Annotated in this window: 18 protein-coding genes; 8 read left to right on the top strand and 10 right to left on the bottom strand. The window is 49.6% G+C overall.

The window, feature by feature from the left end; genetic code table 11:
• Nucleotides 1–19: 19 nt before the first annotated feature.
• The 7 genes from AC286M_RS16475 to AC286M_RS16445 all read right to left on the bottom strand — a co-directional run bounded on the left by AC286M_RS16475 (nucleotide 20) and on the right by AC286M_RS16445 (nucleotide 7171).
• Entirely contained in the window at nucleotides 20–907 is an 888-nt protein-coding gene (locus tag AC286M_RS16475; protein WP_488205423.1) for a hypothetical protein, read from the bottom strand.
• 393 nt (nucleotides 908–1300) lie between these two features.
• Nucleotides 1301–2044 (bottom strand): hypothetical protein, encoded by a 744-nt coding sequence (locus AC286M_RS16470; RefSeq protein ID WP_488202632.1) that lies wholly within the window; start codon nucleotides 2042–2044, stop codon nucleotides 1301–1303.
• Between the two features lie 40 nt (nucleotides 2045–2084).
• Nucleotides 2085–2567 (bottom strand): hypothetical protein, encoded by a 483-nt coding sequence (locus AC286M_RS16465; protein ID WP_488203899.1) that lies wholly within the window; start codon nucleotides 2565–2567, stop codon nucleotides 2085–2087.
• Nucleotides 2480–2908 (bottom strand): type II toxin-antitoxin system VapC family toxin, encoded by a 429-nt coding sequence (locus AC286M_RS16460; RefSeq protein WP_488205422.1) that lies wholly within the window; start codon nucleotides 2906–2908, stop codon nucleotides 2480–2482. Before AC286M_RS16460 ends, AC286M_RS16465 begins: the two co-directional genes overlap by 88 nt.
• Entirely contained in the window at nucleotides 2909–3220 is a 312-nt protein-coding gene (locus tag AC286M_RS16455) for an antitoxin (protein WP_488205421.1), read from the bottom strand.
• Between the two features lie 173 nt (nucleotides 3221–3393).
• Nucleotides 3394–4968, bottom strand: coding sequence for an RNA-directed DNA polymerase (locus AC286M_RS16450; protein WP_488205420.1), 1575 nt, complete (start codon nucleotides 4966–4968; stop codon nucleotides 3394–3396).
• 139 nt (nucleotides 4969–5107) lie between these two features.
• Nucleotides 5108–7171: an FAD-dependent oxidoreductase gene (locus AC286M_RS16445; protein ID WP_488205419.1), complete on the bottom strand. Its 2064-nt coding sequence runs from the start codon at nucleotides 7169–7171 to the stop codon at nucleotides 5108–5110.
• A gap of 381 nt (nucleotides 7172–7552) precedes the next feature.
• Between AC286M_RS16445 and AC286M_RS16440 the strand changes: the two genes are divergently transcribed.
• Both AC286M_RS16440 and AC286M_RS16435 read left to right on the top strand, forming a co-directional pair.
• Entirely contained in the window at nucleotides 7553–9187 is a 1635-nt protein-coding gene (locus AC286M_RS16440) for a helicase C-terminal domain-containing protein (protein ID WP_488205418.1), read from the top strand.
• A gap of 276 nt (nucleotides 9188–9463) precedes the next feature.
• Nucleotides 9464–9676 carry a DUF2839 domain-containing protein gene (locus AC286M_RS16435; RefSeq protein ID WP_488205417.1) on the top strand — a complete coding sequence of 71 codons (213 nt, stop codon included), beginning with the start codon at nucleotides 9464–9466 and terminating at the stop codon, nucleotides 9674–9676.
• A 51-nt stretch (nucleotides 9677–9727) separates the two neighbouring features.
• On the opposite strand, the gene AC286M_RS16430 is transcribed toward AC286M_RS16435, so the two are convergent.
• Nucleotides 9728–10996 (bottom strand): damage-control phosphatase ARMT1 family protein, encoded by a 1269-nt coding sequence (locus tag AC286M_RS16430; RefSeq protein WP_488205416.1) that lies wholly within the window; start codon nucleotides 10994–10996, stop codon nucleotides 9728–9730.
• Nucleotides 10997–11039: 43 nt separating this feature from the next.
• Complete coding sequence (locus AC286M_RS16425; protein ID WP_488205415.1) at nucleotides 11040–11786, bottom strand: creatininase family protein; 747 nt, start codon at nucleotides 11784–11786, stop codon at nucleotides 11040–11042.
• A gap of 705 nt (nucleotides 11787–12491) precedes the next feature.
• Between AC286M_RS16425 and AC286M_RS16420 the strand changes: the two genes are divergently transcribed.
• The 5 genes from AC286M_RS16420 to nuoK all read left to right on the top strand — a co-directional run bounded on the left by AC286M_RS16420 (nucleotide 12492) and on the right by nuoK (nucleotide 16112).
• Complete coding sequence (locus tag AC286M_RS16420) at nucleotides 12492–12803, top strand: DUF6679 family protein (RefSeq protein WP_488205414.1); 312 nt, start codon at nucleotides 12492–12494, stop codon at nucleotides 12801–12803.
• Between the two features lie 254 nt (nucleotides 12804–13057).
• Nucleotides 13058–14176 carry an NADH-quinone oxidoreductase subunit NuoH gene (nuoH, locus tag AC286M_RS16415; RefSeq protein ID WP_488205413.1) on the top strand — a complete coding sequence of 373 codons (1119 nt, stop codon included), beginning with the start codon at nucleotides 13058–13060 and terminating at the stop codon, nucleotides 14174–14176.
• Between the two features lie 61 nt (nucleotides 14177–14237).
• Complete coding sequence (gene ndhI / locus AC286M_RS16410; protein WP_488208842.1) at nucleotides 14238–14855, top strand: NAD(P)H-quinone oxidoreductase subunit I; 618 nt, start codon at nucleotides 14238–14240, stop codon at nucleotides 14853–14855.
• Nucleotides 14856–14996: 141 nt separating this feature from the next.
• A complete protein-coding gene (locus tag AC286M_RS16405; protein WP_488205412.1) occupies nucleotides 14997–15617 on the top strand; it encodes an NADH-quinone oxidoreductase subunit J in 621 nt (206 codons plus the stop codon).
• Nucleotides 15618–15806: 189 nt separating this feature from the next.
• Complete coding sequence (gene nuoK, locus AC286M_RS16400) at nucleotides 15807–16112, top strand: NADH-quinone oxidoreductase subunit NuoK (protein WP_488205411.1); 306 nt, start codon at nucleotides 15807–15809, stop codon at nucleotides 16110–16112.
• Nucleotides 16113–16224: 112 nt separating this feature from the next.
• Here the strand turns inward: nuoK and AC286M_RS16395 are convergent, their stop codons facing one another.
• Entirely contained in the window at nucleotides 16225–17214 is a 990-nt protein-coding gene (locus AC286M_RS16395; RefSeq protein ID WP_488205410.1) for a DUF3747 domain-containing protein, read from the bottom strand.
• A gap of 986 nt (nucleotides 17215–18200) precedes the next feature.
• Here AC286M_RS16395 and AC286M_RS16390 point away from each other — a divergent pair.
• Nucleotides 18201–21842 carry a response regulator gene (locus tag AC286M_RS16390; protein WP_488205409.1) on the top strand — a complete coding sequence of 1214 codons (3642 nt, stop codon included), beginning with the start codon at nucleotides 18201–18203 and terminating at the stop codon, nucleotides 21840–21842.
• The last annotated feature ends 85 nt before the right edge of the window (nucleotides 21843–21927 follow it).

The raw sequence follows: 21927 nt of genomic DNA, 5'->3' as shown, positions 1-21927 counted from the left end.
TTTTATTTTGAGTTCAGCTCTACAGACGTTTTGGAGGCCAACCATTCGGCGACCACGGTCTTGATTCACCATATTTCCTAATATTCCGCTCATGCTTGTAATCAAAATAAGCTGAGACAACACTAACGTACTTGCCTTTATGAAATTTCCACTGTGGTATTTCGTCGAGAATTTCGATAAATATATCTCCTGTCATAGATAATCCATACCCATGAAAATATAATGCCAGCGCAACATCGTAAACTCTAAATATTAAACGGCTTATTTTCTGCAAGTCTTGATCAGACTTATATACCAAAGAACGCCCCGCTTCGGCTAACCGTAGTCTTTCCTCTATTTGATGTCGAGAAACATGCACATAAGCGCAGCACTCTCGGTATATGTCATATAGCTCGTCTATAAATTGCTTTGCATCATCTGGATGAAACGCTTCAAGTTCAAGCTGCTCTCGAATATCTATCGAAGGCTTGATGTTGGCATCTAGAAAATCTATGCGCTCATGCAGTTTGGGCGAATCTTGAATATTTCTAGTTTGCTGATCTACATACAGATATTTAATTGAGCTTTCAGTGATATACCGAAGTTCTCTTTTTATAGGATTAATTAAGCCTTGTTCAACCAGAGTCCATACTGATATTACAGATTGCACAAGCTCATCAGTAGATCTAATTACAAGGGAATTATCAGAAATCTCTGCTGTCCGCTGACCATAACTAACACATAAACCTAAGATCTTGATAACATCAAGTGACATACGACTGATAAATTTCAGTTCTCCTTTATTCTTCGACTGTAACGCTAGCTCTTGTGCTCTAAGCTGCTTCGCTTCTTGTTGTTTTTTCTCAAAGTAAGCATCAACGGGATCTACATTATGAGCATTTTGCTCTGAAGGTTCATCTATGGACATCAGCGATTAGTCTCCAATTATTTTCGATAGAAGGTTAGCCAACGGAGTATGAACAGATCTGTCTAATACTAATAATTAGGTACTATTAAAATCAATTTGGCGAAATCGCAGTTTTCAATCAGTCCTGTCGCGTGAGGGGAAAGTGCGATCGCGCTCTTCCTGATTGCCCTTTCCATCCCATCAATCTGTTAAAGCGTTATCTGCGAGTTGCGATCGCACTTCATTCATCACAGAGCAAAATATTCAGCATGTCATGCTGCCCAGTTTTCTAAGGTCAGATTGGCGATACGCGAAAATTCTCGAATGTTATTGCTGACAAGTGTAACGCCAAGGCTCAAGGCGTGAGCTGCTATCAGCATATCCATTGAACCAATGACTAAACCTAGTTCCAACTTATTTTGTGTCAGCGTTCCTGAGCAATGGTCTTCTGCCATTCAACGATGAGGCAATCAGCCAATTGCGAACCCAGTTGTCGTGATAGCGGAAGCCGTTGAGTTGCTCAAAGGGGCATAAGCACCCGCCCATTGCTTTGCGAGTCTTGCGACAAAAGGGATGGAAGTTCCAGAGTAAGGCCATCGAGCGCACCGACTGTTCCGCCGAGTCCCAGAATCCATGAAAATCTTGCATGGCATACAAGATGCGGTCAAGATAGTTCATCGGACGGTCAACCTGATTGCTGGTGCGATAGGCGTCAGGGAAGTCAAAGGCGCGTTGGAAGACGTGAGATTTGTCGTTGAGGCGTCGCAAGCGAGCGTCAATGGCCTGGGGCAACGCGTGGGTGTTCACCCACTCCAGCAACCGACGCAACCGTTGAGCAAAGTGACGTTTGCTCTGGCCCCGATACAGATGCCAAAGCTTGTCGGCTAGTTGCTGACCCAGGACTGGTTTAGAGCGGCACCCATCGCGAATTTTAATCACCTCATGCAGGAAGCACAGAATCCAGACCAGGCCAGGGAATAGCTCCTCCCAAGCGGCTCGGGTGGCCTCCCAACCATCAGTCGTCACCGTCTCGGGCGCATAGTCGGGAACATGATGGGCAGCTTCCTGCTGGAATACCCCATAGGCTGCGGTTAATCCATCCTGACCCGCATTGGCACTGAGACTGGCTCCCAGGACGCACCCTTGCGCCGCTGTCACTGCCAGATAGACTCGCTGCCCGTGCCAATCACAATGCTTCTCATCGGCAACTAGATGGGGGGAGCGCCGTTTCCCTTTTGAGGGTACTGCCCACAATCGAGGCTCGACCGAACGACTGACAGAGCCGATACCAGTGCATCTCAGAACGGCCCAGCACATAGGCAATCCCCTCATACGACAGGCCATGCTTTCTTAAATAGAGCGCTTTGTCGGCCATCTCCGCCGTCTCGCTCATGTACGGCATCACCAAATCGGGACGCAGTTGATAAGCCTCTCCGGTACTCGGCAGCAAAATCCGCCGGGTCTTGAGCTGTTGACGAGAGGACTCGACCCATCCGTGAAAGCGATAGCCTGCCTCAATCCCGTCGGGAAACAGTTCCGGGTGGGATGCGATCTGCTCGTTGAGATACTGGCGAAAGGCTTCCCGGTCTTCTACTAAGACCTCGTAGTCAAGGTCGTCTGCAATGGGCAGACAAATCGTTTTATCGCCTGCTGTGCCACGCTTGCGTCGTTGCTGAGCCATCGGCTTTGGCCTGCTGAACTCTCTGCCTCAATTCTACTCAACACAAACTTGGGTGGAACTAGGACTAAACCTCTACTTTCGAGATCACTTCTAATGGAGCCGTAAATGGTTGCAGCAGATTGATCAAACTCAACAATTTTGAGAGGAATTAAAAACTGCATCAGAGCATTACGGTTTTTCTCTTGCTGTTGGCTTTTACAAACGCCATATTCTAATTCCGCTACGGTAATTGATGAAACGCCAACATCTGAAGGTACAAGACTTTGGAAGCGTGCCAGTACTTTGAGAGGCTTTTGCTTGATCAGGTAAATGCAGATGTTAGTGTCAAGCAGATACTGCATCTAGAATGCCTCTCGCACATCGAGTGATGGCTGATCTCTAATCGCCATGAAATCATCAGAGAACTGATCCAAGCTCTCGAATAAGGGTTGCCAGGGGTTATCTTTAGCAATCTCAATATCCGGACGGGAGCCAATCACACCGACCTTTTCCCAGTAGGCGACAAGCTCTGCTCCATTTTTCGGCGGATTTTGCAATGGAGATCGAACGGTGAGGATGCGTAAGATGTACTCTGCTAAGGGCAAGTTGAGCCGAGCGGCTTCTTGGGATAGCTCGGTTTCTAGTTCTGCGGGTAAATCTAAGCTAATGTTCACAGGACAGACCTCAACGGATGGCAGCGCTTGCTTTGATCATAGTTGATGGATATGGTGCAGACTTAGGTTGAAGTGCGATCGCGCCATTCATGATTGCACTTTCTATCCCATCAGTTTGTTGCAGCGTCATCTATAATTTCGGGGACAAAAACTGAAGATTTACAACTATAGATTCAGATAGCCTTTTCAATAATTCCATTGACTTGATGCGATAGCTTCCAATGCTTTCTTTCGTCCTTACCTAACTTTTGAGAAGCCATTAATATTGCGAGCCGAAGTAGGTCAGACGCTGCACCCAAATCATCTTTAATCACAAGCGCCTCTGATCTCGATCCGCCTTTTGCAATAGCTAATGCAGCGTAGCGTTTCACGACTTCAGAAGTTGAGTTTTGATAAATTTTAATAATATCTTTTATCTGATTCCAATCCTCTGACATGCTAAAGATATATAGTATCCACATCGCATAGTATGTGGGTGGTGGATTGCGTTTGCTACTTAAAGGCTTCAATAGCTTTTTAGCTATTTTCTTTTTTTCTTTTGGTGGTAAACCAGTAAAAGAAATGACATATTTAGCAATATGTTCAGAAGCTGGATAAAGCAACTCAGCATTGTCAATAACTAAGTCTAGTACTTCATGCTTAAGATCTTCTGGAACATCTGGAATACGGGGCAGTCTCGTTAAAACATAATTGACAATTTCATAATCAACTAAAGCCTTATCGGAAACGGATCGTCGAAGCATTCCGCGAAGATCAAAACTCTGTAGCTGTTCTAAAACATCTTGAACTTCCTCATCACTCAAAGTATCTTCAATATCGCTTTCATCTTCATAGACAGCGTGAAAATCTTTGAGTAGGGCAACAGCATAGTCTCTATCTGTTAGATTCTCATCAGGCTTTACTAATACTTCTTTTATATATCTACAGGTGGGCAATATCTTTGTTTTGGCAGATTGTAGAGTTAATCCATGATTGGAAAATAGCCACTCTCCTAGCCGGAAAAGACTAGATTGTGCTTCATATTCTGATTTGCAAAATATATTGTAATCATCTACCCAACGGACAAAATCTATGTTGTTTGAATAGAGAAATGAGTCAACATCAACTAGTACTGCTTCTGCAAGTATTCTAGATGCATAAGGCCCTACTGGTATACCATAACTATTGCGTTCCATCAAGTTGGAAATTAGTTTTTTGACTAATACTCGAGCAACATCTATACCTCGTTGACTCGTAGCAACCGTCTGAACAACATTTTCTAATCTATGTTGGTAGATCCTTGGATAGAAATCTGCAATATCTGCAATGCCGACAAACTTGATATTAGATTTTTCAGCTTTTTTTTGCAATTGAGCAACATACGAGTCATGTGCTCCTCGTGTTTCATAAAGCCTATCTGCTCTCGACTGATCAACTCTATATGAAAATACACGCTTCGATCTTTTTGATAAACGCTGTACTTCAATATCATCCTTGACCAGTAAAACTAGTGCGGTATATATAATGAGGTCTTGAGGATGTAAAAGATGCACCACTCGAATATTTGCTCTACTTTTGGGTGCAAATATCTTCATTGGCTTATATGGGTCATAAGTATCTAGATCTATCTCTTGAATATAAGCATTTACTTCTTCCCATTTGTTTTGAATTTCTGTCCATTCCACAGGCTCAGGCAACATTGCACTATAGCCATGATGATTAATTGCTTCAAAAGCGTGATCTAATTCTTGCTCAGATAGCTTAAACACCAACTATTTCCTAGAAGAAACCTGCACATGCTGCATCAATCGTAACTTTTACGGAATAAAAAACCAAATTTGACACGGTCAATTTGGCTAAACTTGTAGATGTTTTGAACTTTGAAGCAAGAGCGTTACTCTTGATAAACTACCAAACTCTCCATTCTGCCCAGTCTTCATTGAAAATCGACGTGTTGGGGAATGCAGTGGGATTTCCGCTAGCTTCTAAGCGTTGCTGCAACTCTTCCAGCATTGGCTCTTGTCGAGGTAGCTCATCCACCAGCTCATAGGGATACACATTTTGCTCCAGCGCATAATCCACTGTGGTTCCCGCTGCTGCACCGACTGACCACTCAAACGAATGCACCCGATAGGCTGCCGCTGCAATCGTACTGGTGGCGATACTCTTGCTGGCCACAATTAGGTTATCAATCTCCTGAGGAATCATGGCTCGCAGCGGAATTTGGCCCGGATACGCCTGTCCATGAGCCTGCCGAACGCCCGTCCGTTCGATATTGCCAGGAGCTTCCGGTGGCGAAAACTCCATACAGGGATGAAAATCGATCGCATATTGAGCAATGCCCACCGCATCGGGATAGATCCGCGATCGCGTCCGAATTGGAATATCACCCGTTGGCACCGACTGCTCAATCGCTCGTGTAGTTTGTAGTCCCGCTAGCGCCAGTCGCAGCGAGCGATAGGTGTCTTCCGACAGCGTATTGCGATAGTAGTCGCTGTTGAAATCCTGGCGCGAGATGTCAATTTCATTCACCGCAAATCCGGACGGGAACACATAGGACGGACGACCAATAATCCGCCGTCCCTCGCGCATATAGGGATACTTCGACAGACCGTGCGCGGTGCCCATTGGCGCGTTAAAGCCAGAGAGGAAAATGTGATTGGGATTTGGCTCTTTCACACCATCGCCCAGTTGCGAATCCGTTGTGCCCTCAACCAGCCAGTAGTAGTAGCCATAGGCATTTTCCTCGCCGCGTCGCAGCGTTTCGGTGCGTAGACCGCCCATCCAGCCACCGGGTTCCAGTTGCCCCGTTGCCTGTAGCTGATCGCGGCTGTAGACCAAATTGTCCTCTGCGGTGCCCGGTCGGTAGTCGTTGCCCCACGTCCAGTTCTGCATCGAAATATCGCCAGGGCTGGTTGCGACCACGCCAAACATCCGCTCCTCCGGGTCGGGATCGGGTGTGGCAATCCGGCGATAGGTAAACACATAGTCAAAGTAGTCGTTGGTTTCCCGTGGGCGCTCGTAGCTGTAGTAGGGCTGATACTGGTCATAGAAGGACGGTTCTGGCTGCGGCTGCGGTTCTTCTGTCCGCTCCATCGCAAACGTGTAGGTAAAGCCTTGGGTGCAGTAGGGATCTTGCTCGGTGACAGGGGATGACGGATTGAGATAGGAACGCGGATCGAGGCCGAGGCGATAGGGCACATCGGCCAGCGCAATGATTTCGCCCGTTTCCGTGGCTTCAATTATGTACCAATCCGCCGCGCGAGGTTCTGCGGCTTCTTCGGGGTCAGGTGTCGGTGACGTGAAGCGAATAATGTTCTTGGTGAAGCGGCTGGAATCCTGATACTGGTAAATATCCTCAATCACTGCCGACAGCGGCTCAGTATTCAGCGGCGGCGCACCCGGTGCAGGCTGATGCTGAATTGCGATCGCAGATTCAATCAGCCGTCCATCCGCACTCAGTTCTAAATCCTTAATTACTGTGCTGGGGAACCACTTCAGTTCGCCATCGCCCTCATCTTCGGCCTCTTCAAGCTGCTCGCGAATAATCTCCGCCGCATCGCGCGGTAGAAAACAGGTGGCACTTACCCAGCAGCCACCCGGATCGAGTTCGCCATAGTAGTCTTCAATCCGTGCCCGCAGTTCGTTGTAGCCACGGGGATAGAACAGTAGCGCCCGCTGTCGCTGGGCTTCGTCCAGGGCTGACGTCCCCTGAGATGAAATCTGGCCGCCCATCCAGTCCGTTAGCTCGGTCATGCAGACGGTGCGCCCCTTCAGCAAACTTTCATAGGCTGCGGCTGATCCAGCCAAGCCACCGCCCACAATTAGGATTTCGCATTCTACTGTCTGATCGGGTGTAACGGTTCCCGGTGACGGTTGGGCATGGATAACCGTGGGCTGGACGAGGACAGTGGTTGCGATCGCAGTACCGAGCCAGCCGAGTGAACGTGAAAACCGAACGCGCTTATTCATAGGATATCAAGGGGGACAAGACGAAAATTGAGTGCCCCTTATTTTAGTCAAGCTTGCCCACAGACGACATGGATTTTCTAACCAGTTTTCATTCTGTTCCAGCCTACGTGCAGTAGTTAATTGAATTGCAGCAACCTAACGGTTTACCGCGATAAATCGCTTTTCTGACACTCCGGTCACAGGACAACTGAGAGCGATGTGTCACAATGAGTACCATGTCAGATTGAAGATGAGTAGCAACCTTAATCCTTTTGGGAAAGCTGGCCATCGTGCCTTTTCCAGAAGGATTGCAGGTCTTTGACGGATTTCAATAAGTAAACTGGCATAAACCAACTTAAATCAAGGCCGGGGGAACGTCCCGGAGGATCACCCCCCTGGTCTTTGTTTTTTAGGTTTAGTACAGTTACTGATCAAGTTGAGCTGATACGGACGCCTGTGATCGAAGCTGAGGTACATCAACAACTTCGAGCCTTTTTGCGAGAGCAGGGAGAGGCTCAATGGCCGCACCATTTAACGATGGCGCGACTGGTGGCGCGGGCGTTACGGGTGGGCCGCAGCGCTTTGATTCAAGCGGGGCCTCCGGCTGGCTACTACGGTCGCTATCGGCTGAGCTATTTAATGCCGCTACTGATTTGGCCGGACGCTGTCATTCTGGTCGTGCCCGAAGATCTCCAGCAGCGATTGATTCAGGTGGAAATTCCCCGTCTGCGCCAGTGGATTGCTACCCCAAAGCCGATTCATGTGGGCGATTCCTGGCCCGGTGATCACTTTGCTGGTGTGCTGTTAACTTCGCCCCAGGCTTGGTTGTGCGATCGCATTTACAACCAGGGCAAGTTTCCACCCAACATTCCAACTGTGTTTGACAATGTGGACGATCTGGAAACCTGGGGACGGGCCGCGCTAAATGTGCAAATCCAACCACAGGACTGGGATTTGCTGATGCTGGCCTATCCGGAGCATCAAGATGCGATTCGAGACGCCCGCATCCAGCTCACGCGGATCATTTTTCAGCACCCCGAAAATCCCTACAACTGCCACGTCTTGGATCAGCCGGAACAGAAGACGCTGCACGACCTGCGGCGTTTGTTATCGGCATCAAGCCAGATCCAGCACCAGAGCATGGCGGCGCTCACCCCCGATCCGTTGCCCGATGACCGAATGCCTGCGCCCTGGCAGCGGTTTTGGCAGATGTTCCGCAGCACCAATGCGTTTGCTTGGACGGAAATTTCGCGTCTGCACGGTCAGTTCACGCTGCACTGCGACTTTGCCAATCTTTCCACGAAGCTAGCCCCCATTTGGGAACAGCAGCCTGTTGTTCTGATCGGTGGAGCCTTGGATTTAGAAAGTGATGCCCCGACCTATCGCCAGCGGCTAGGCCTCGGTGACATGACCTGTCTCAAGTTTTTACCCCAGCGCCAGCACGATCTGATTCAGCTCTACATTCCCGATCGGATGCCAATGCCCAATCAGCCGCAGTTTCAGTCGGCCCTGATGAGCGAAATTCGCAGCCTTTTACACATCACGGCGGATGTGCAGGGCACCACCGTTGTCCTGGTTGGCGATATGCCGCTGAAAACCCGCGTGGGTACCAGTCTCGCTGCCGAATTTGGCTCACGGGTCAAGGTGGAGCGGACAGGCTTGGACGATAACGGCATTCTGGTTTCCGGCTGGGAATTCTGGCGACAGCATCAGGGTGTGCTGCCGACGCCATCCCTGCTAATTATTGCTACATTGCCGCTACCGTCTCTGGAGCATCCCCTGGTAGCCGGACGAGTCGCCTATTACAAAAAACAGCGGCAGGACTGGTTTCGCCTCTATTTGCTACCGGATGCGCTCAGTGAACTGCAACGTGCGATCGCACCTATCCGTCGGTCTCAAGGCGTCGTTGCGCTGCTAGACAATCGCGTCAACCACCGCAGCTATGGTCAGCAAGTGCTGTCTGCCCTCAGCCCCGCCGCTCGGCTGAATTACGTTGACATCACCCTCTTTGACGATCAACGAGAGCTAGAGCACTAAAGCTTAAAACAACAGCGCAATGCAGATTTTGTAGGATGTGTTGGGCGCTAGATTTGTAGGATGCGTGAGGCGCTAGCCGTAACGCATCAATCCCTCGATCATCTGAGCAGCAAAGCTTAAAACAATGTTGCAATACAGTCCCCAGTGATAAGGTCAGGACGCTATTATCAAACTCAAGCGCTGGGTCATGTTCTGCTGATTTGGATTCGATTCGGTGTCACAACCCGGTTGCTGAGCTGCATTTTCAACACACTATAGCGATTCAACTAAGAGATTATGGGTGAGGCAAAACGTCGCAAAGAACATCTAGGGGATGATTACGGCAAAGAGGAAAATATTCTGCCGTGGGTTCCCATCCGCAAAAGTCAGGCTGCAAAATTTTCAAACTGGACAACCAAAGGAGCCTGGATCGGCATCGTGTTTCTGGTTGTGTACTGGATTACGATTCGCTTCATTGGCCCTAGCTTGGGTTGGTGGCAAGTAAACTAACATTCATCTCAATAATGAAGGGGATTTTGCCGCAAAACGGCAAAATCCCCTTCAATGCTTCTGTTTATTGAACTGCACGAGCCCCCATTCGCCAGTTGTCATCCAGTCTGTATTTGTCTGCGACAACGCTGTAACTGTCTCAGCATCTAATCCAACTGCCATGTTGGATTTAACTGTCCGCAGCGCCAGCAGCGGGGCCGAAAAATAGTCGGTAACTGCCTGAAACGACTCGGTGAACTCCCAAGTGCGATCGCCCAGCAGCCGTCGATAGTTGGCGTCGCCTTTGAAAATGACAAGCTGCGATCGCACCAGCTCCTGCTGCAAATCCACAGGTATTTCCCAGGCAGGTAGCGGCGATGTCCAAAAGGGGTGCGTCTGTAAACGAATCTGTCCCCGATCCACATAGGCGGAAATTTCCAGCGCCAGCGATTGAAGCGTAGCCAAATTTGCCGAATCAATCTCCTCGGTATCAACGCCACTAGTCTGCATATTTGCTAGCTGCCACAGGGTTTGATAAACATCTCGCTCCGTCGCATCCGACACAAAGGTGGGATGGTTTTTCAGATGCAGATGCACCTGTCCGGCTTTGCCCGTTGCCACCAGCGCATGAGCTAGGAATAGATCGCAGACTAATTCTGCTCCGGCATTGTCCGTGACGATATCAATACGGGTGCGATCGCAGTTTTCCAGGTGATCCAGAACGGTCTCGACATCATTAACCAGGATCTGCTCCTCCTGCTGAGCAGACTGATTCGTAGCTTCACCAGGACGCAGGCTGAGGTCGGCTTGGTTGCCCCACAGCACATCAAGCATCAGCCGCCGCATCCAGTCCCGCCGCCACGGCACCGGACTCCAATCCGTTGATTCATACCACTGACAAATCTGATGGCTGAGGGTGCTGAGCGGTGCGATCGCATGATTCAGTCCTCGCTGTTTTTGAACGGCAAAGGGATCAACGCCCTGAGCTTCATCGGTACTGAAGTAACCCGTCGCGTCTAGAATACGGCGATAGAAGTAGGTTTCAGCCAGAAACCAAGGCACCTCGAACCAGGACTGCCCCTGATACGGTGACATGTGCGATCGCCATGCCGCTTGCTCCTCTCCGCTCACGTTCAGCTCAACCGTACCGTGCAATAGCTCATCTATCAGTGCAGTCAGTTCGGCTTGAACTGCCGCATCAAAATTCTGCTCCGCCTGAATCTGCCGGACAATTTTCGGCCAGCGTTCAGTAATTGTGTAATAAGCAAATGTCCCCGGCCCCGACATCATCAACGGCGGCGGAGTCGGCAGTGTGGGGTGAGGCGCAAGGGCTGAAGACATAACGCAATTTACATACTAGGTAGGGGCAAATGGCCATTTGCCCTTACTCTGCATTCAAAAACTTGAGATAGTCGTTGCTCAGTTCTTTAACGGCCAACTCATAGAACTGCTTACCATGCTCCGGTGTAGCCAAAGCCGGATTCGATCCCATGCGACCATCGGGATAACGGCGACGAAAATCCACAGCGCTGTAAATTGGATGACCCGAAGCGACTTCCGGCGACAGCGGTGCCTGCTTAATCGATTCCGGATAAACATACTGCGTCAGCGCCACCTCGCTCGGTGTGGCATGGGAACCCTCCTGATCGCCGTAAAGTTCCTTAGCCAGCCGATAAACTGAGCCACACATAAACCAATTAGCCACTCGACACTGAATGCGATCGCAATTTGGCACCTGTAAATCAGCCAGAATCTGATAGGTCTCCGAAAAGGCAGCCTTCAGCGTGGCGATATTGCCACCGTGACCGTTGATGAAGAAAAATCGCGTAAATCCAGCCCGAGCCAGCGGCGTAATGTAGTCGCGAATAACCAAAATCAGCGTACTGGGACGTAGGCTAATGCTGCCGGGGAATGCCGTATGGTGTAGCGCCATACCCACGTTAATGGTCGGCCCCACCAGCGCATGAACGGATTCGCCGACCCCTTTCGCTACGGCCTCTGCACAAATCGCATCGGTTCCAATCAGACCCGTTGGGCCATGCTGCTCGGTCGAACCAATCGGGAAAATAATCCCTGGGGACTGTTTCAAATACTGTTCAACCTCTGGCCATGTACTGAGATGTAACAACATGTCGAATCTCTTGGATAAACGTCCACTCACATCTTGGATCTTATAGCCATAATCCTATTGGTTGGGACGTTTTGGTGGCGCAGCGACGTCGCGTCACCAAAACGTCCGTGTCCGAATAGAGCTGGCTGGCTACAGCTATACAGCTTGTATTTAATCCCAATAGGGACGTGTCAAGTGCTTGATTGACAATCCATCGGCTGAGAGCTGATCAATCTTTCGCAGCATAGCTTCATAAAGTTTGAACGAAATACAGACTTCACAGCAGCAGTACGGGTCAATCAATCGTTAAAATGGTAATATCCCTTATCCCCTTCACAAGTGCCAAAAGTCGGGGTTTAATGTCCGTAAATCTCACACCTTGTACTGAACCCAAAGAGAGTAGATTGTCCTTGTTCGACATGTTCGTGTTTGACAGTGGCAAAGCGCTCGCTTCGGGTTTTGATTTAGTTTTGGGTTAAGCAGAGTGCAAGCTGTGGGCCAATTTGACAACCGAAGCGTAGAACTTTATCTCCCAAGGTTTAAATCATGACAACTGCATGTGCTGCCGCCAACACAATGCTCCCATTCAAGTTCAGCTACTCCCAATTCGGCTACATGATGATGGTGACAATAGATTCTGAACTGTGCGGATGAAGCCGTTCTCAGAAAAAACAAGATTAGATTTTCGACACTGTAAAAAACTGTACCGGATCGGAGAAGGAATCAATGTTACACCGCAAGATCTATCAGCTCTGCTGTGATGGACGTGAGGTATGGATTTTTCTACGGGATCAACAACGCTGGATTGAACGGGCGCAAATCCTCGATATCGAAGGCGATTTGGTGACACTGCGCTACGAAACCGAAGAAGACGATGAAGTTTGCTCTTGGGAAGAAATGGTTCGGTTGGAAAGCATTGGTGCAGTGACCCAAAAGCTATCAACCGTTCCGCGTGGAAATGTAGAGCCGCTGGTTTCGGACGATTGCCCTGAAGCAGAACAGCTGCGTAAGCATCGCCCAGACGCTAGCTCAGACTAACTTGCGTCACTGATTCAGTCGCTATTGGTTCCATGATTTTGAACAGCAGAGGGCGAGATTGGCTGAGCCGATCTCGCCCTCTGTTTTGCTGACTTATGCAATTGATAAATAGAAACTTGGGATACATTCAGCAAGTTAGATTTGGCGAACTGCTGCACAGCGATATACTAAGCAAGTGGAGTCAAGTCAAAAATCTTTATATATGATGGCAATGGCTCATACACATTGGTTTCGTAGGCTGAGATGCGGGTGATATGAACTCAGGAATTGATCTGCAAGGAACGTTTATCCGTTCGCTGACCGAACTGGGCGTCCCTCCGGGTGCGGCCAAGGCAGCTTGGATTCCGCTACCGATGACGGTTATGTTGGTTGCAGCGGTCGTTGGAGTATTTGTTGCAGTTTGGCTAGAGCGGAAAATTTCTGCTGCGGCACAGCAGCGAATTGGCCCTGAATATGCGGGCCCATTAGGAGTTTTGCAAGCGGCGGCTGATGGTCTCAAGCTGGTGTTTAAGGAAGACATCACACCGGCAAAGGCTGACTCTATTCTCTTCACGTTAGGGCCGATTATCGTTGTGATTCCGGTTCTGCTATCGTTCCTGATTGTGCCGTTCGGCCAACATCTCATCATCACCAACATCGGTGTGGGCATTTTCCTCTGGATTGCGCTTTCGAGCATCGCTCCCATTGGATTGCTGATGTCTGGCTATTCGTCCAACAACAAATACTCCCTTCTGGGTGGACTCAGGGCAACCGCGCAGTCGATTAGCTATGAGATTCCACTTGCTTTGGCTGTTTTGGCCGTCGTCATGATGTCGAACAGCCTCAGCACGATTGATATTGTTGAGCAGCAGTCCGGCTACGGCATTCTGGGCTGGAACATTTGGCGACAGCCAGTCGGCTTTTTGATTTTCTGGATCGCCGCGCTGGCCGAATGTGAGCGTCTGCCATTTGACTTGCCAGAAGCAGAAGAAGAGCTGGTGGCAGGCTATCAAACCGAGTACACAGGCATGAAGTTCGGTTTGTTCTACGTCGGCTCCTACGTCAACTTAATTCTGTCGGCCCTGCTGTTTGTGATTTTGTACCTCGGTGGCTGGGACTTTCCGATTCCAATTGATGCGATCGCAGGTTGGCTCGGTGTAAGCGAGACAAATCCGATTCTCCAGATTTCCTTTGCCTCTCTCGGCATTCTCTCAACACTACTCAAAGCTTATTTCCTCGTCTTCATTTCTATCCTGATGCGTTGGACAGTACCCCGCGTCAGAATCGACCAGCTGCTAGACTTTGGCTGGAAATTTCTGCTGCCTATTTCGCTGGTCAACCTACTGATCACTGCTGGACTTAAGCTGGTTTTCCCCTTCGCCTTTGGCGGTTAGTGAGAGCTGAGTCCAATTCTTTCGATTTCTTCCGATACTGAAGTCGCTCGGAGACACTATGCTGAAGTTTCTCAAACAAGTTGCAGACTATACGAAAGGTGCAGGCCAAGCTGCCAAGTACATTGGTCAAGGGCTTTCCGTAACCTTTGACCACATGCGCCGCCGCCCGGTCACCGTTCAATATCCCTACGAAAAGCTGATTCCCTCAGAACGCTATCGTGGGCGTATCCATTTTGAGTTTGATAAGTGTATCGCCTGTGAAGTGTGCGTGCGCGTTTGTCCGATCAACTTGCCTGTGGTCGATTGGGAGTTCAACAAAGAGTCGAAGAAGAAAAACCTGAAGCATTACAGTATCGACTTCGGCGTCTGTATTTTCTGCGGCAACTGCGTGGAATACTGCCCCACCAACTGCCTATCTATGACGGAAGAATATGAGCTATCGTCCTACGATCGCCACGAGCTGAACTACGACAACGTGGCGCTGGGTCGTCTGCCTTACAAGGTAACTGAAGATCCGATGGTGACCCCGCTGCGGGAATTTGCCTATCTGCCCAAAGGCGTTATTGATCCTCATGATCTACCACCGGGGTCTCAGCGACCGGGCCAGCGGCCAGAAGAGATTCTAGATGAGCTAGAAGCAGCAGAGGATGAAGCAGCCGAAGAGTCTGCCAAGTCTTAATGTTTCAGCTAGATGCAAGCACAGGTTAAACCTATGCAAAATTGGTCAGGAATAGGCTTAAATACGAAAAACTGGCAAATTTAAGAGATTAGCTTTAATCTTGCAATCGTTATAGACGCTGTAGAAGGAGCATACACTGCCGTGAATTTAGCCGAGGGCGTCCAAATTGTTTCGTTTGGACTATTAGGAGTGATGATGATCGGAGCCGCTTTAGGAGTGGTTCTTTTAGCTAACATTGTCTACTCAGCTTTTCTGCTGGGTATGGTCTTTGTGGGCATATCGGGATTCTATATCTTGCTCAATGCTGGCTTCGTCGCCGCTGCCCAAATCCTGATTTACGTTGGCGCTGTCAATATTCTCATCCTCTTCGGCATCATGCTTGTGAATAAGCGGCAGCCCTTTACTCCTGTACAGAACGCTTGGGTGAGTCGAGCCGCAACAGGTGTAATTTGTGTTGGCCTGTTCGCACTGTTGGGCACGATGATTATGTCCACGGCTTGGCCATTGTCCACTGAGCCTGCGATTGGAGATGCGGCAACCCTCTTGATTGGTCAGCATTTATTCAGTGATTTCCTTCTGCCGTTTGAATTAGCATCTGTTCTGCTGCTGATGGCTCTAATCGGAGCGATTATTCTGGCCCGCCGCGAGTTCTTGCCGGATGAAGCGGAAACGGGTATTCCAGAAGAAATCTCGCTCCAGCTTCCAGAACGGCCACGAGATTTGATTTCAATCGGGGGTTCTGCTCCGTCAGAGGAAAGCTAACTTGAGGTCAGTTTGGGACAGGGGGGTTAGTGTTTAACTCCTTAAGTAGATTGAGCCTCTTGTAGATTGCTATCGAGCTTGCGAAATCTAACGACTGCTTAACTCACTGTTGGGTTTCGCGTTGTTCAACCCAACCTACATAAAAGGCTTTAGCTTAATTTGGTGTTTTGATCAGCGAGAAAGATAGTCATGCAGCTTCAGTACTTTTTGATTTTGGCAGCGGCCCTGTTTTGTATCGGCGTATTTGGCTTAGTTACGAGCCGAAATGCCATTCGCGTTTTGATGTCGATTGAACTGATGTTGAACGCGGTTAACCTCAACTTGATGGCGTTTTCCAACTATCTGGACGCACAGCTCATTCGCGGTCAGGTGTTTGCCATCTTCGTGATTACGATCGCAGCTGCGGAAGCGGCAGTTGGACTGGCGATTGTTCTGGCGATTTATCGCAACCGCGACACAGTTGATATGGAACAGTTCAACACGCTGAAGTGGTAGGCTGCTCTGCAGACTCAATAGGTTTTGCAGCAATAGATTTTGTAGCAATAGCAAAGAGGGCTTATGCCGATACGGCATAAGCCCTCTTTGAGTTTCAATTTGCGCAGTTAGGTTAATTACCAAGCATGGAATCTAGTAGTGGTGAACTCGGTGGTGTGGGTAAGGTTGGCACCATAATGGAGCCGCTACTGGGTGCTGACGGAGTCGGAGTTGCTGATGTCTCATCCGTAACAGTTGGATCATCAACAGTTGGCTCAACGTTCGAGTCGGTAGGTGTCTCGGTTTCAGCAGCCGGAGTTGAACCTGCCGATGGCCGAACGATATCAATGATTCTCACATTCGTATCTGAAGAGGTTGCATCAGAACCATCAGTTGCAGTGTCAGTAGTTGGGCTTGCTGCTGGTTCAGTTGTCGGTGTCTCAGGTGTCACATCAGAGCTGGGTAATGTTGTTGGCAAGGGTGACGGTGAGGTCACAGCCCCCGTGCCGGTGCTGGGAATACTCGAACCAGAACCTGTTCCTGTGTTTTCAGAAGCGGCAGCTAGAGCGGCTAAGCTCTGATCGTTGGTGAAGTAGTAATGGCCCAGCGTTTGCCCGTCGTACGTCCGCTTCGTAAAGCGCCAGCCCGGATTGAGCTGAATTTTGACAAAATCGGTAGTCACACCCTTCGTTCGACCAATGTCAAGCTTGGGCGCACTGCGATCGCTAATGGGAATCCCCACCAGCCGCATAACATTATCAGACTGCACCACGCGCAGCACATATTGCAGCCCTAAGTCTTCGCCTCCCACTCGAATCGAGTAGCCATTGCTGTCAGTAGCGCGGCTACAGATGCCAGTAAAGTCAAAATTGAGCAGCAGCGGTTCAATTGTGCCAGCGATATCTTGATTTTCCTGCCAGCAGGCTTGACTGTCACTGACTTGCTCTACCACTAAAAGCTGATAGGTTTCACCACCATTGACCGGAGATGCGATCGCAATAATATTCTCCTGACTCACCTCTTGCTGACCAAACGTAGCGGCATCCACACGATGCCATACCGTGCCACCTCCGAAACTAATCAGAGCTAGCGTCATCAGTCGGAACCACAACTGGCGTTTCATACTCAAAATCCTTCGGTGTGTGTGAGGGTACTCATCCTGATATTGGGTTCAGGCGTCGATGCAGAATCTTTATAGTAGAAACCAATCTTGTTTCAGATAAAAGCATGGAGCGCATACTTTTTGCAAAACCCTATTCTAGGCTCTCATAGCCAGATTACCTATAAAACCTTTGACGAGGGACTCGCAGTCAAGTTGCCACACAGGAACCAGTTTTGTAACTGTCACAATCTGTTGTCTGTGGCTGCCGTGTCGTTACAGTGGCGCTTCTAGAGAATGGAAACGGTGTCACCCAATCAGGATTGATAATTTATCAAAACCTTGGGGAATGCTAGGTATGCTAGGATGACGGGACGTTTTTAGTATTTCGTTACGTTCTGCCTAGTCTCAGGTGCATTGCTCAGAGATTGAAAATGAACATCGTCAGACAGGTCGGTGAGCCAAGCTACGGACAGTTAGAACTGACAGCTAGACTTAATTCACTGGCAACCTGCTCTGCGATCCATTCTCAATTTCTGCCGTTCTACTCTTAATTCCATCACTATTTGTTCTACGATTTCACCTAAACAATTCATTTCACCCAAAAACGAGATCTTTAAGCTGAATTGCTGATATTGATGTGCGGATCCTATGGAACGCGCGTTGTAGTTAGTAGTGAATAGTTAATAGGCAAATTAAGCTGTTGCTTTGCCAAGCCCAAACAACGCATTCCGGATGAATTCAGCATCTTTGATGTAAGTTGGTGCAGAACCAATTTACTAGAGCAGGCTCTAGTTTGAGTTGTTCTAGTAAATTAAGACAAAGGAGGATGGTTGATCGACCAACAGAACGCTAAGTTGATAAAGGCAACAGCGCAGCTCTAGCAGCAATCAGTGAGTAGATTTGGTTCGGGTCGGAAGGGATTGAGATTCACATATTACTAGAGATGGTTCTATATTCAGTCAAATCCAGCATCTTCTTTTTCGGCCCTGGCACGGAGTGAGCAGTGCATGAGCGATCAAGTCAAGCAAAAATCAAAGATTTTGGTCGTCGATGACGAACCTGACAATCTTGATCTGCTATACCGCGCCTTTCGTCGTGAGTATGTCGTTCTGCGTGCTGAGAGCGGTCATGCTGCGTTGGAAATTCTAGAGCAAGAAGGGGATATTGCGGTCATCATCTCGGATCAGCGGATGCCGGGTATGAGCGGTACCGAGTTTTTGAGCCAAACTGCAACTCGCTATCCCGACATTATTCGGATTATTTTGACTGGCTACACCGATGTGGAAGACCTGGTGGAGGCCATTAATGCTGGGAAGGTGTTCAAGTATGTCACCAAGCCGTGGGACGATCAGGAACTCAAGGCGGTGGTGCAGCAGGCTGTTGACACCCACAATGTGCTGCGGGCACGGACGCAAGAATTAGCTCGCACGCTTCAGCAGGAATCGTTACTCAATGCCGTCACCAATACAATTCGACGTGCCCGCACCTATCGCCAAATTCTACAAACACTGGTCAATACGGTTGGGCAGATGTTTGAGGCGAGCTGTTGCGTATTGCGATCGCTACAGGCTGATACAGCCGCAGAAGAGTGGTTTGTTTATCATGCTCGCCATGAAAAAGCTCTGGAGAAAGGGCATGAAACTAGTGATCCCGAGCTCGATAGTGAGAGTAACGGGACATCCAGAACCCTAATTTACTCTATTGACGATTTAACCCAGACTATCTGGGAAACAGATGACGTTCTGGTTATTGAGGATGTTCACGCAGATCCCCGCATTTGTCTAGAGACACCAGAGGGTGAGCAGCGGCGGCAAGCCTATCTCAGTCAAGATATTCGCTCATCGCTCCTGGTGCCACTGATGGTGCAGCAGGAGCTACTGGCGGTTTTAGCCTTACACCAAAAGCATGAGATTCGGCGCTGGCGAGGCGACGAAGTGCAGATTTTACTGATGGTGGCTGATCAGGCTGCCTTGGCGCTATCGCAGGCTCGCGCTTATGAACAGTCTCAAGCTTTGGCTCAGCGAGAGTCGTTAGTCAACACGATTACCACAGCAATCCGCTCTAGCCTCGATCCCCAAGATATTTTTGCGGCCATTACCAAGAATCTGGGAGAAGTCCTCAATACTGATGGCTGCGCCCTGTCGCTTTGGACTGAGGATGATGAGTATGTCCAGTGTGTTGGACTCTATGATGCAGCCGATCAGCACCCTAATGAAGGAAGCGAATCGGCTGACACGGCGGCTGTATCGGTAGCGACGCCTGAAGCGTGGGATGTCTTGCATTCTTCAGCAAGTTATCATCAAGCTCAGTTAAACCATCGGGTTTCTACGGCTGTGGATGAGGTTCGCACATCAGACCTGCATAAGCCGTTGCCACAGTCTCTGGCTCCGATTGAGGGTAACCCAGTACTGCTGCGGCTGCTGGAGACGCAACAGCCGGTAGTGGTACACGACTTGATCCAGCATCCGGAACTGAATATGCCGGATCTGCCGCTACGGGTGCATACGCGGGCGCTGCTGGTGGTTCCGCTCTTGACGACGGCAGGCAAGATTATTGGCAGCATTTCGCTGCGCCAAAATCAACCGCGAACTTGGCAAGCAACAGAAATTAGCTTGGCTCAGGCTGTTGCTACTCAAGCTGCGATCGCAGTTCAGCAGTCTCGTCTTTACCAAAAAACGCGGCAGCAGGCGGAACAGCTCATGGAGCTGGATCGGCAAAAGACCGAGTTTTTCCAGAATATTTCCCATGAGTTCCGCACGCCGTTGACTTTAACGATCGGGCCGCTGGAAGCCGCCGTCGCTCAAAAGCAGGGATTGAGCTACGAGCAGTCGGAGATTGCTCTGCGCAATTCTCGCCGTTTGCTGCGCTTGGTGAATCAGCTCCTCGATTTGCAGCGTCTAGATGCCGGACGAATGCAGCCCAAGTTCCGTCCCTGCAACATTGAGGAATTTGTCAGCCAAATTACGGAATCGTTTCAGCCCTACTGCGATCGCAAACAGCTCCAGCTAATTGCTCAGCTTTCTCCCTGTCCATCGGTTTATCTGGATGCCGAGAAGTTTGATAAGGTGCTGTACAACCTGCTGTCCAACGCCATGAAGTTTACTCAGGCGGGCGGTAGCATCACGGTACGCCTCTATCCAGATGGCGACGACTGCATCATTGAGGTCTCTGACTCTGGGATCGGCATTCGAGATGATCAGATTCCGCATCTGTTTGAGCGCTTCCGGCAGGCTGATGGTTCTGAAAACCGCAGTTATGAAGGTAGCGGCCTCGGACTCGCACTGGTGAAAGAGCTAGTTGATATGCACGGCGGCCAGATTGAGGTCAGTTCAGTTTATGGCAAGGGCACGACCTTCAAAATTCGATTGCGAACGGGTACCGACCATTTATCGGCTGAAGCGATTGTCGAAGCTGCCGTTGAAAGTACGGCCAGTCGTGCATTGGTTGAACTCGCTGATATTGAGCTAGATCAACGGGCGGCTGCCTCGACGGCTGATCCATTGCCTATGACGCCGCTGCCCGCGCTCAACGAAGCTGAGACGACAATTGCTCCGGCTATTACCGCTAATATTCTGGTCGTAGATGACAATAACGACCTGCGGGCCTATGTGTCGCAAATCTTGCAGCAGGCTGGTCATGAGGTTTACGGTGCTCGCAACGGGGCAGAAGGCTATCAAATGGCCGAGGCGCGCAAACCCGATTTGATCATTACCGACCTGATGATGCCCGTAGTGTCGGGATTAGACATGATTCGTCAACTGCGGGCTAATGAGCATCTGCGGGGCATTCCGATTATTTTGTTAACTGCCAAAGCAGACGAGGATACGCGGATTACGGGAGCAGAACAGGGAGCCGATGCTTACCTCTCGAAACCGTTTAATAACCGCGAACTATTGGCCGAAGTGCGTAATCTTCTGGCGCTGAAAGCGAATGAGCGCCGGATTGCTGAGCTGAATACGTATTTGACTGAATCGGTACTCCAGCGCTTCTTGCCGCCGATGATGGTGGAAAAAGCGGCGCGAGGAAAGCTCTCGCTCGATCTCCGGCCTGAGCCAAAGCTGGTAACGATTTTGTTTAGCGACATTGTTGGCTTTACCCAACTGTCGAATACGTTGCGATCGCGGCGGGTCGCCGAGCTGCTAAATGAGTACCTGGAAGAAATGACCTACGCCATTTTTGATAATGGCGGCACGGTCGATAAGTTTATGGGTGATGCTGTATTAGCTATTTTTGGCGCACCGGAAGAAATTTCGCCCAATGAACAAGTGCGACGTGCGATCGCAGCGGCTCGTCAGATGTATCATCGCCTCGATCAGCTTAATGAAAAATGGCGATCCCAAGGTATCGGTGAAGTTAAATTCCGCTGCGGCATCCACCAAGGCACAGCAGTTGTGGGACTGTTCGGTGGGGCACAGCGCTCAGACTATACCGCCATTGGCCCCAGTGTAAATATTGCGGCTCGCATTCAGGAGGCGGCAGATCCAGATGCGATTCTCGTTTCCGCCGCCGTAGCCGACTACCTAACCGAGAATGAAATCGTTAAGTTCAGTCCTCTAAAATTAAAGGGAGTGGATGAAACGGTATTGACCTTTGGCGTAAAACCCCGTTTAGAGCCAGCCGAGACGCCTGCTTCTGTGACTGAAGAGTAATCAATGAGCCGATTTCAAGAAAAAACGAATGCTTTGGCCCTAACCGGGTGACAAGCGAGTTCAGAACCAAGGTGGACAAAGCTTT

It is taken from the genome of Thainema salinarum CENA647 (assembly GCF_057732415.1).
The sequence above is the reverse complement of the archived record's forward strand: the minus strand, read 5'-3'. Positions and strand labels throughout refer to the sequence as shown.

What these genes read in the sequence shown, in the direction of transcription:
- AC286M_RS16475 (WP_488205423.1), bottom strand. Translation starts at nt 907, where the DNA reads ATGTCCATAGATGAACCTTCAGAGCAAAATGCTCATAATGTAGATCCC.
- AC286M_RS16465 (WP_488203899.1), bottom strand. Translation starts at nt 2,567, where the DNA reads ATGGCTCAGCAACGACGCAAGCGTGGCACAGCAGGCGATAAAACGATT.
- AC286M_RS16460 (WP_488205422.1), bottom strand. Translation starts at nt 2,908, where the DNA reads ATGCAGTATCTGCTTGACACTAACATCTGCATTTACCTGATCAAGCAA.
- AC286M_RS16445 (WP_488205419.1), bottom strand. Translation starts at nt 7,171, where the DNA reads ATGAATAAGCGCGTTCGGTTTTCACGTTCACTCGGCTGGCTCGGTACT.
- AC286M_RS16435 (WP_488205417.1), top strand. Translation starts at nt 9,464, where the DNA reads ATGGGTGAGGCAAAACGTCGCAAAGAACATCTAGGGGATGATTACGGC.
- AC286M_RS16430 (WP_488205416.1), bottom strand. Translation starts at nt 10,996, where the DNA reads ATGTCTTCAGCCCTTGCGCCTCACCCCACACTGCCGACTCCGCCGCCG.
- AC286M_RS16425 (WP_488205415.1), bottom strand. Translation starts at nt 11,786, where the DNA reads ATGTTGTTACATCTCAGTACATGGCCAGAGGTTGAACAGTATTTGAAA.
- AC286M_RS16420 (WP_488205414.1), top strand. Translation starts at nt 12,492, where the DNA reads ATGTTACACCGCAAGATCTATCAGCTCTGCTGTGATGGACGTGAGGTA.
- nuoH (WP_488205413.1), top strand. Translation starts at nt 13,058, where the DNA reads ATGAACTCAGGAATTGATCTGCAAGGAACGTTTATCCGTTCGCTGACC.
- nuoK (WP_488205411.1), top strand. Translation starts at nt 15,807, where the DNA reads ATGCAGCTTCAGTACTTTTTGATTTTGGCAGCGGCCCTGTTTTGTATC.
- AC286M_RS16395 (WP_488205410.1), bottom strand. Translation starts at nt 17,214, where the DNA reads ATGAAACGCCAGTTGTGGTTCCGACTGATGACGCTAGCTCTGATTAGT.
- AC286M_RS16390 (WP_488205409.1), top strand. Translation starts at nt 18,201, where the DNA reads ATGAGCGATCAAGTCAAGCAAAAATCAAAGATTTTGGTCGTCGATGAC.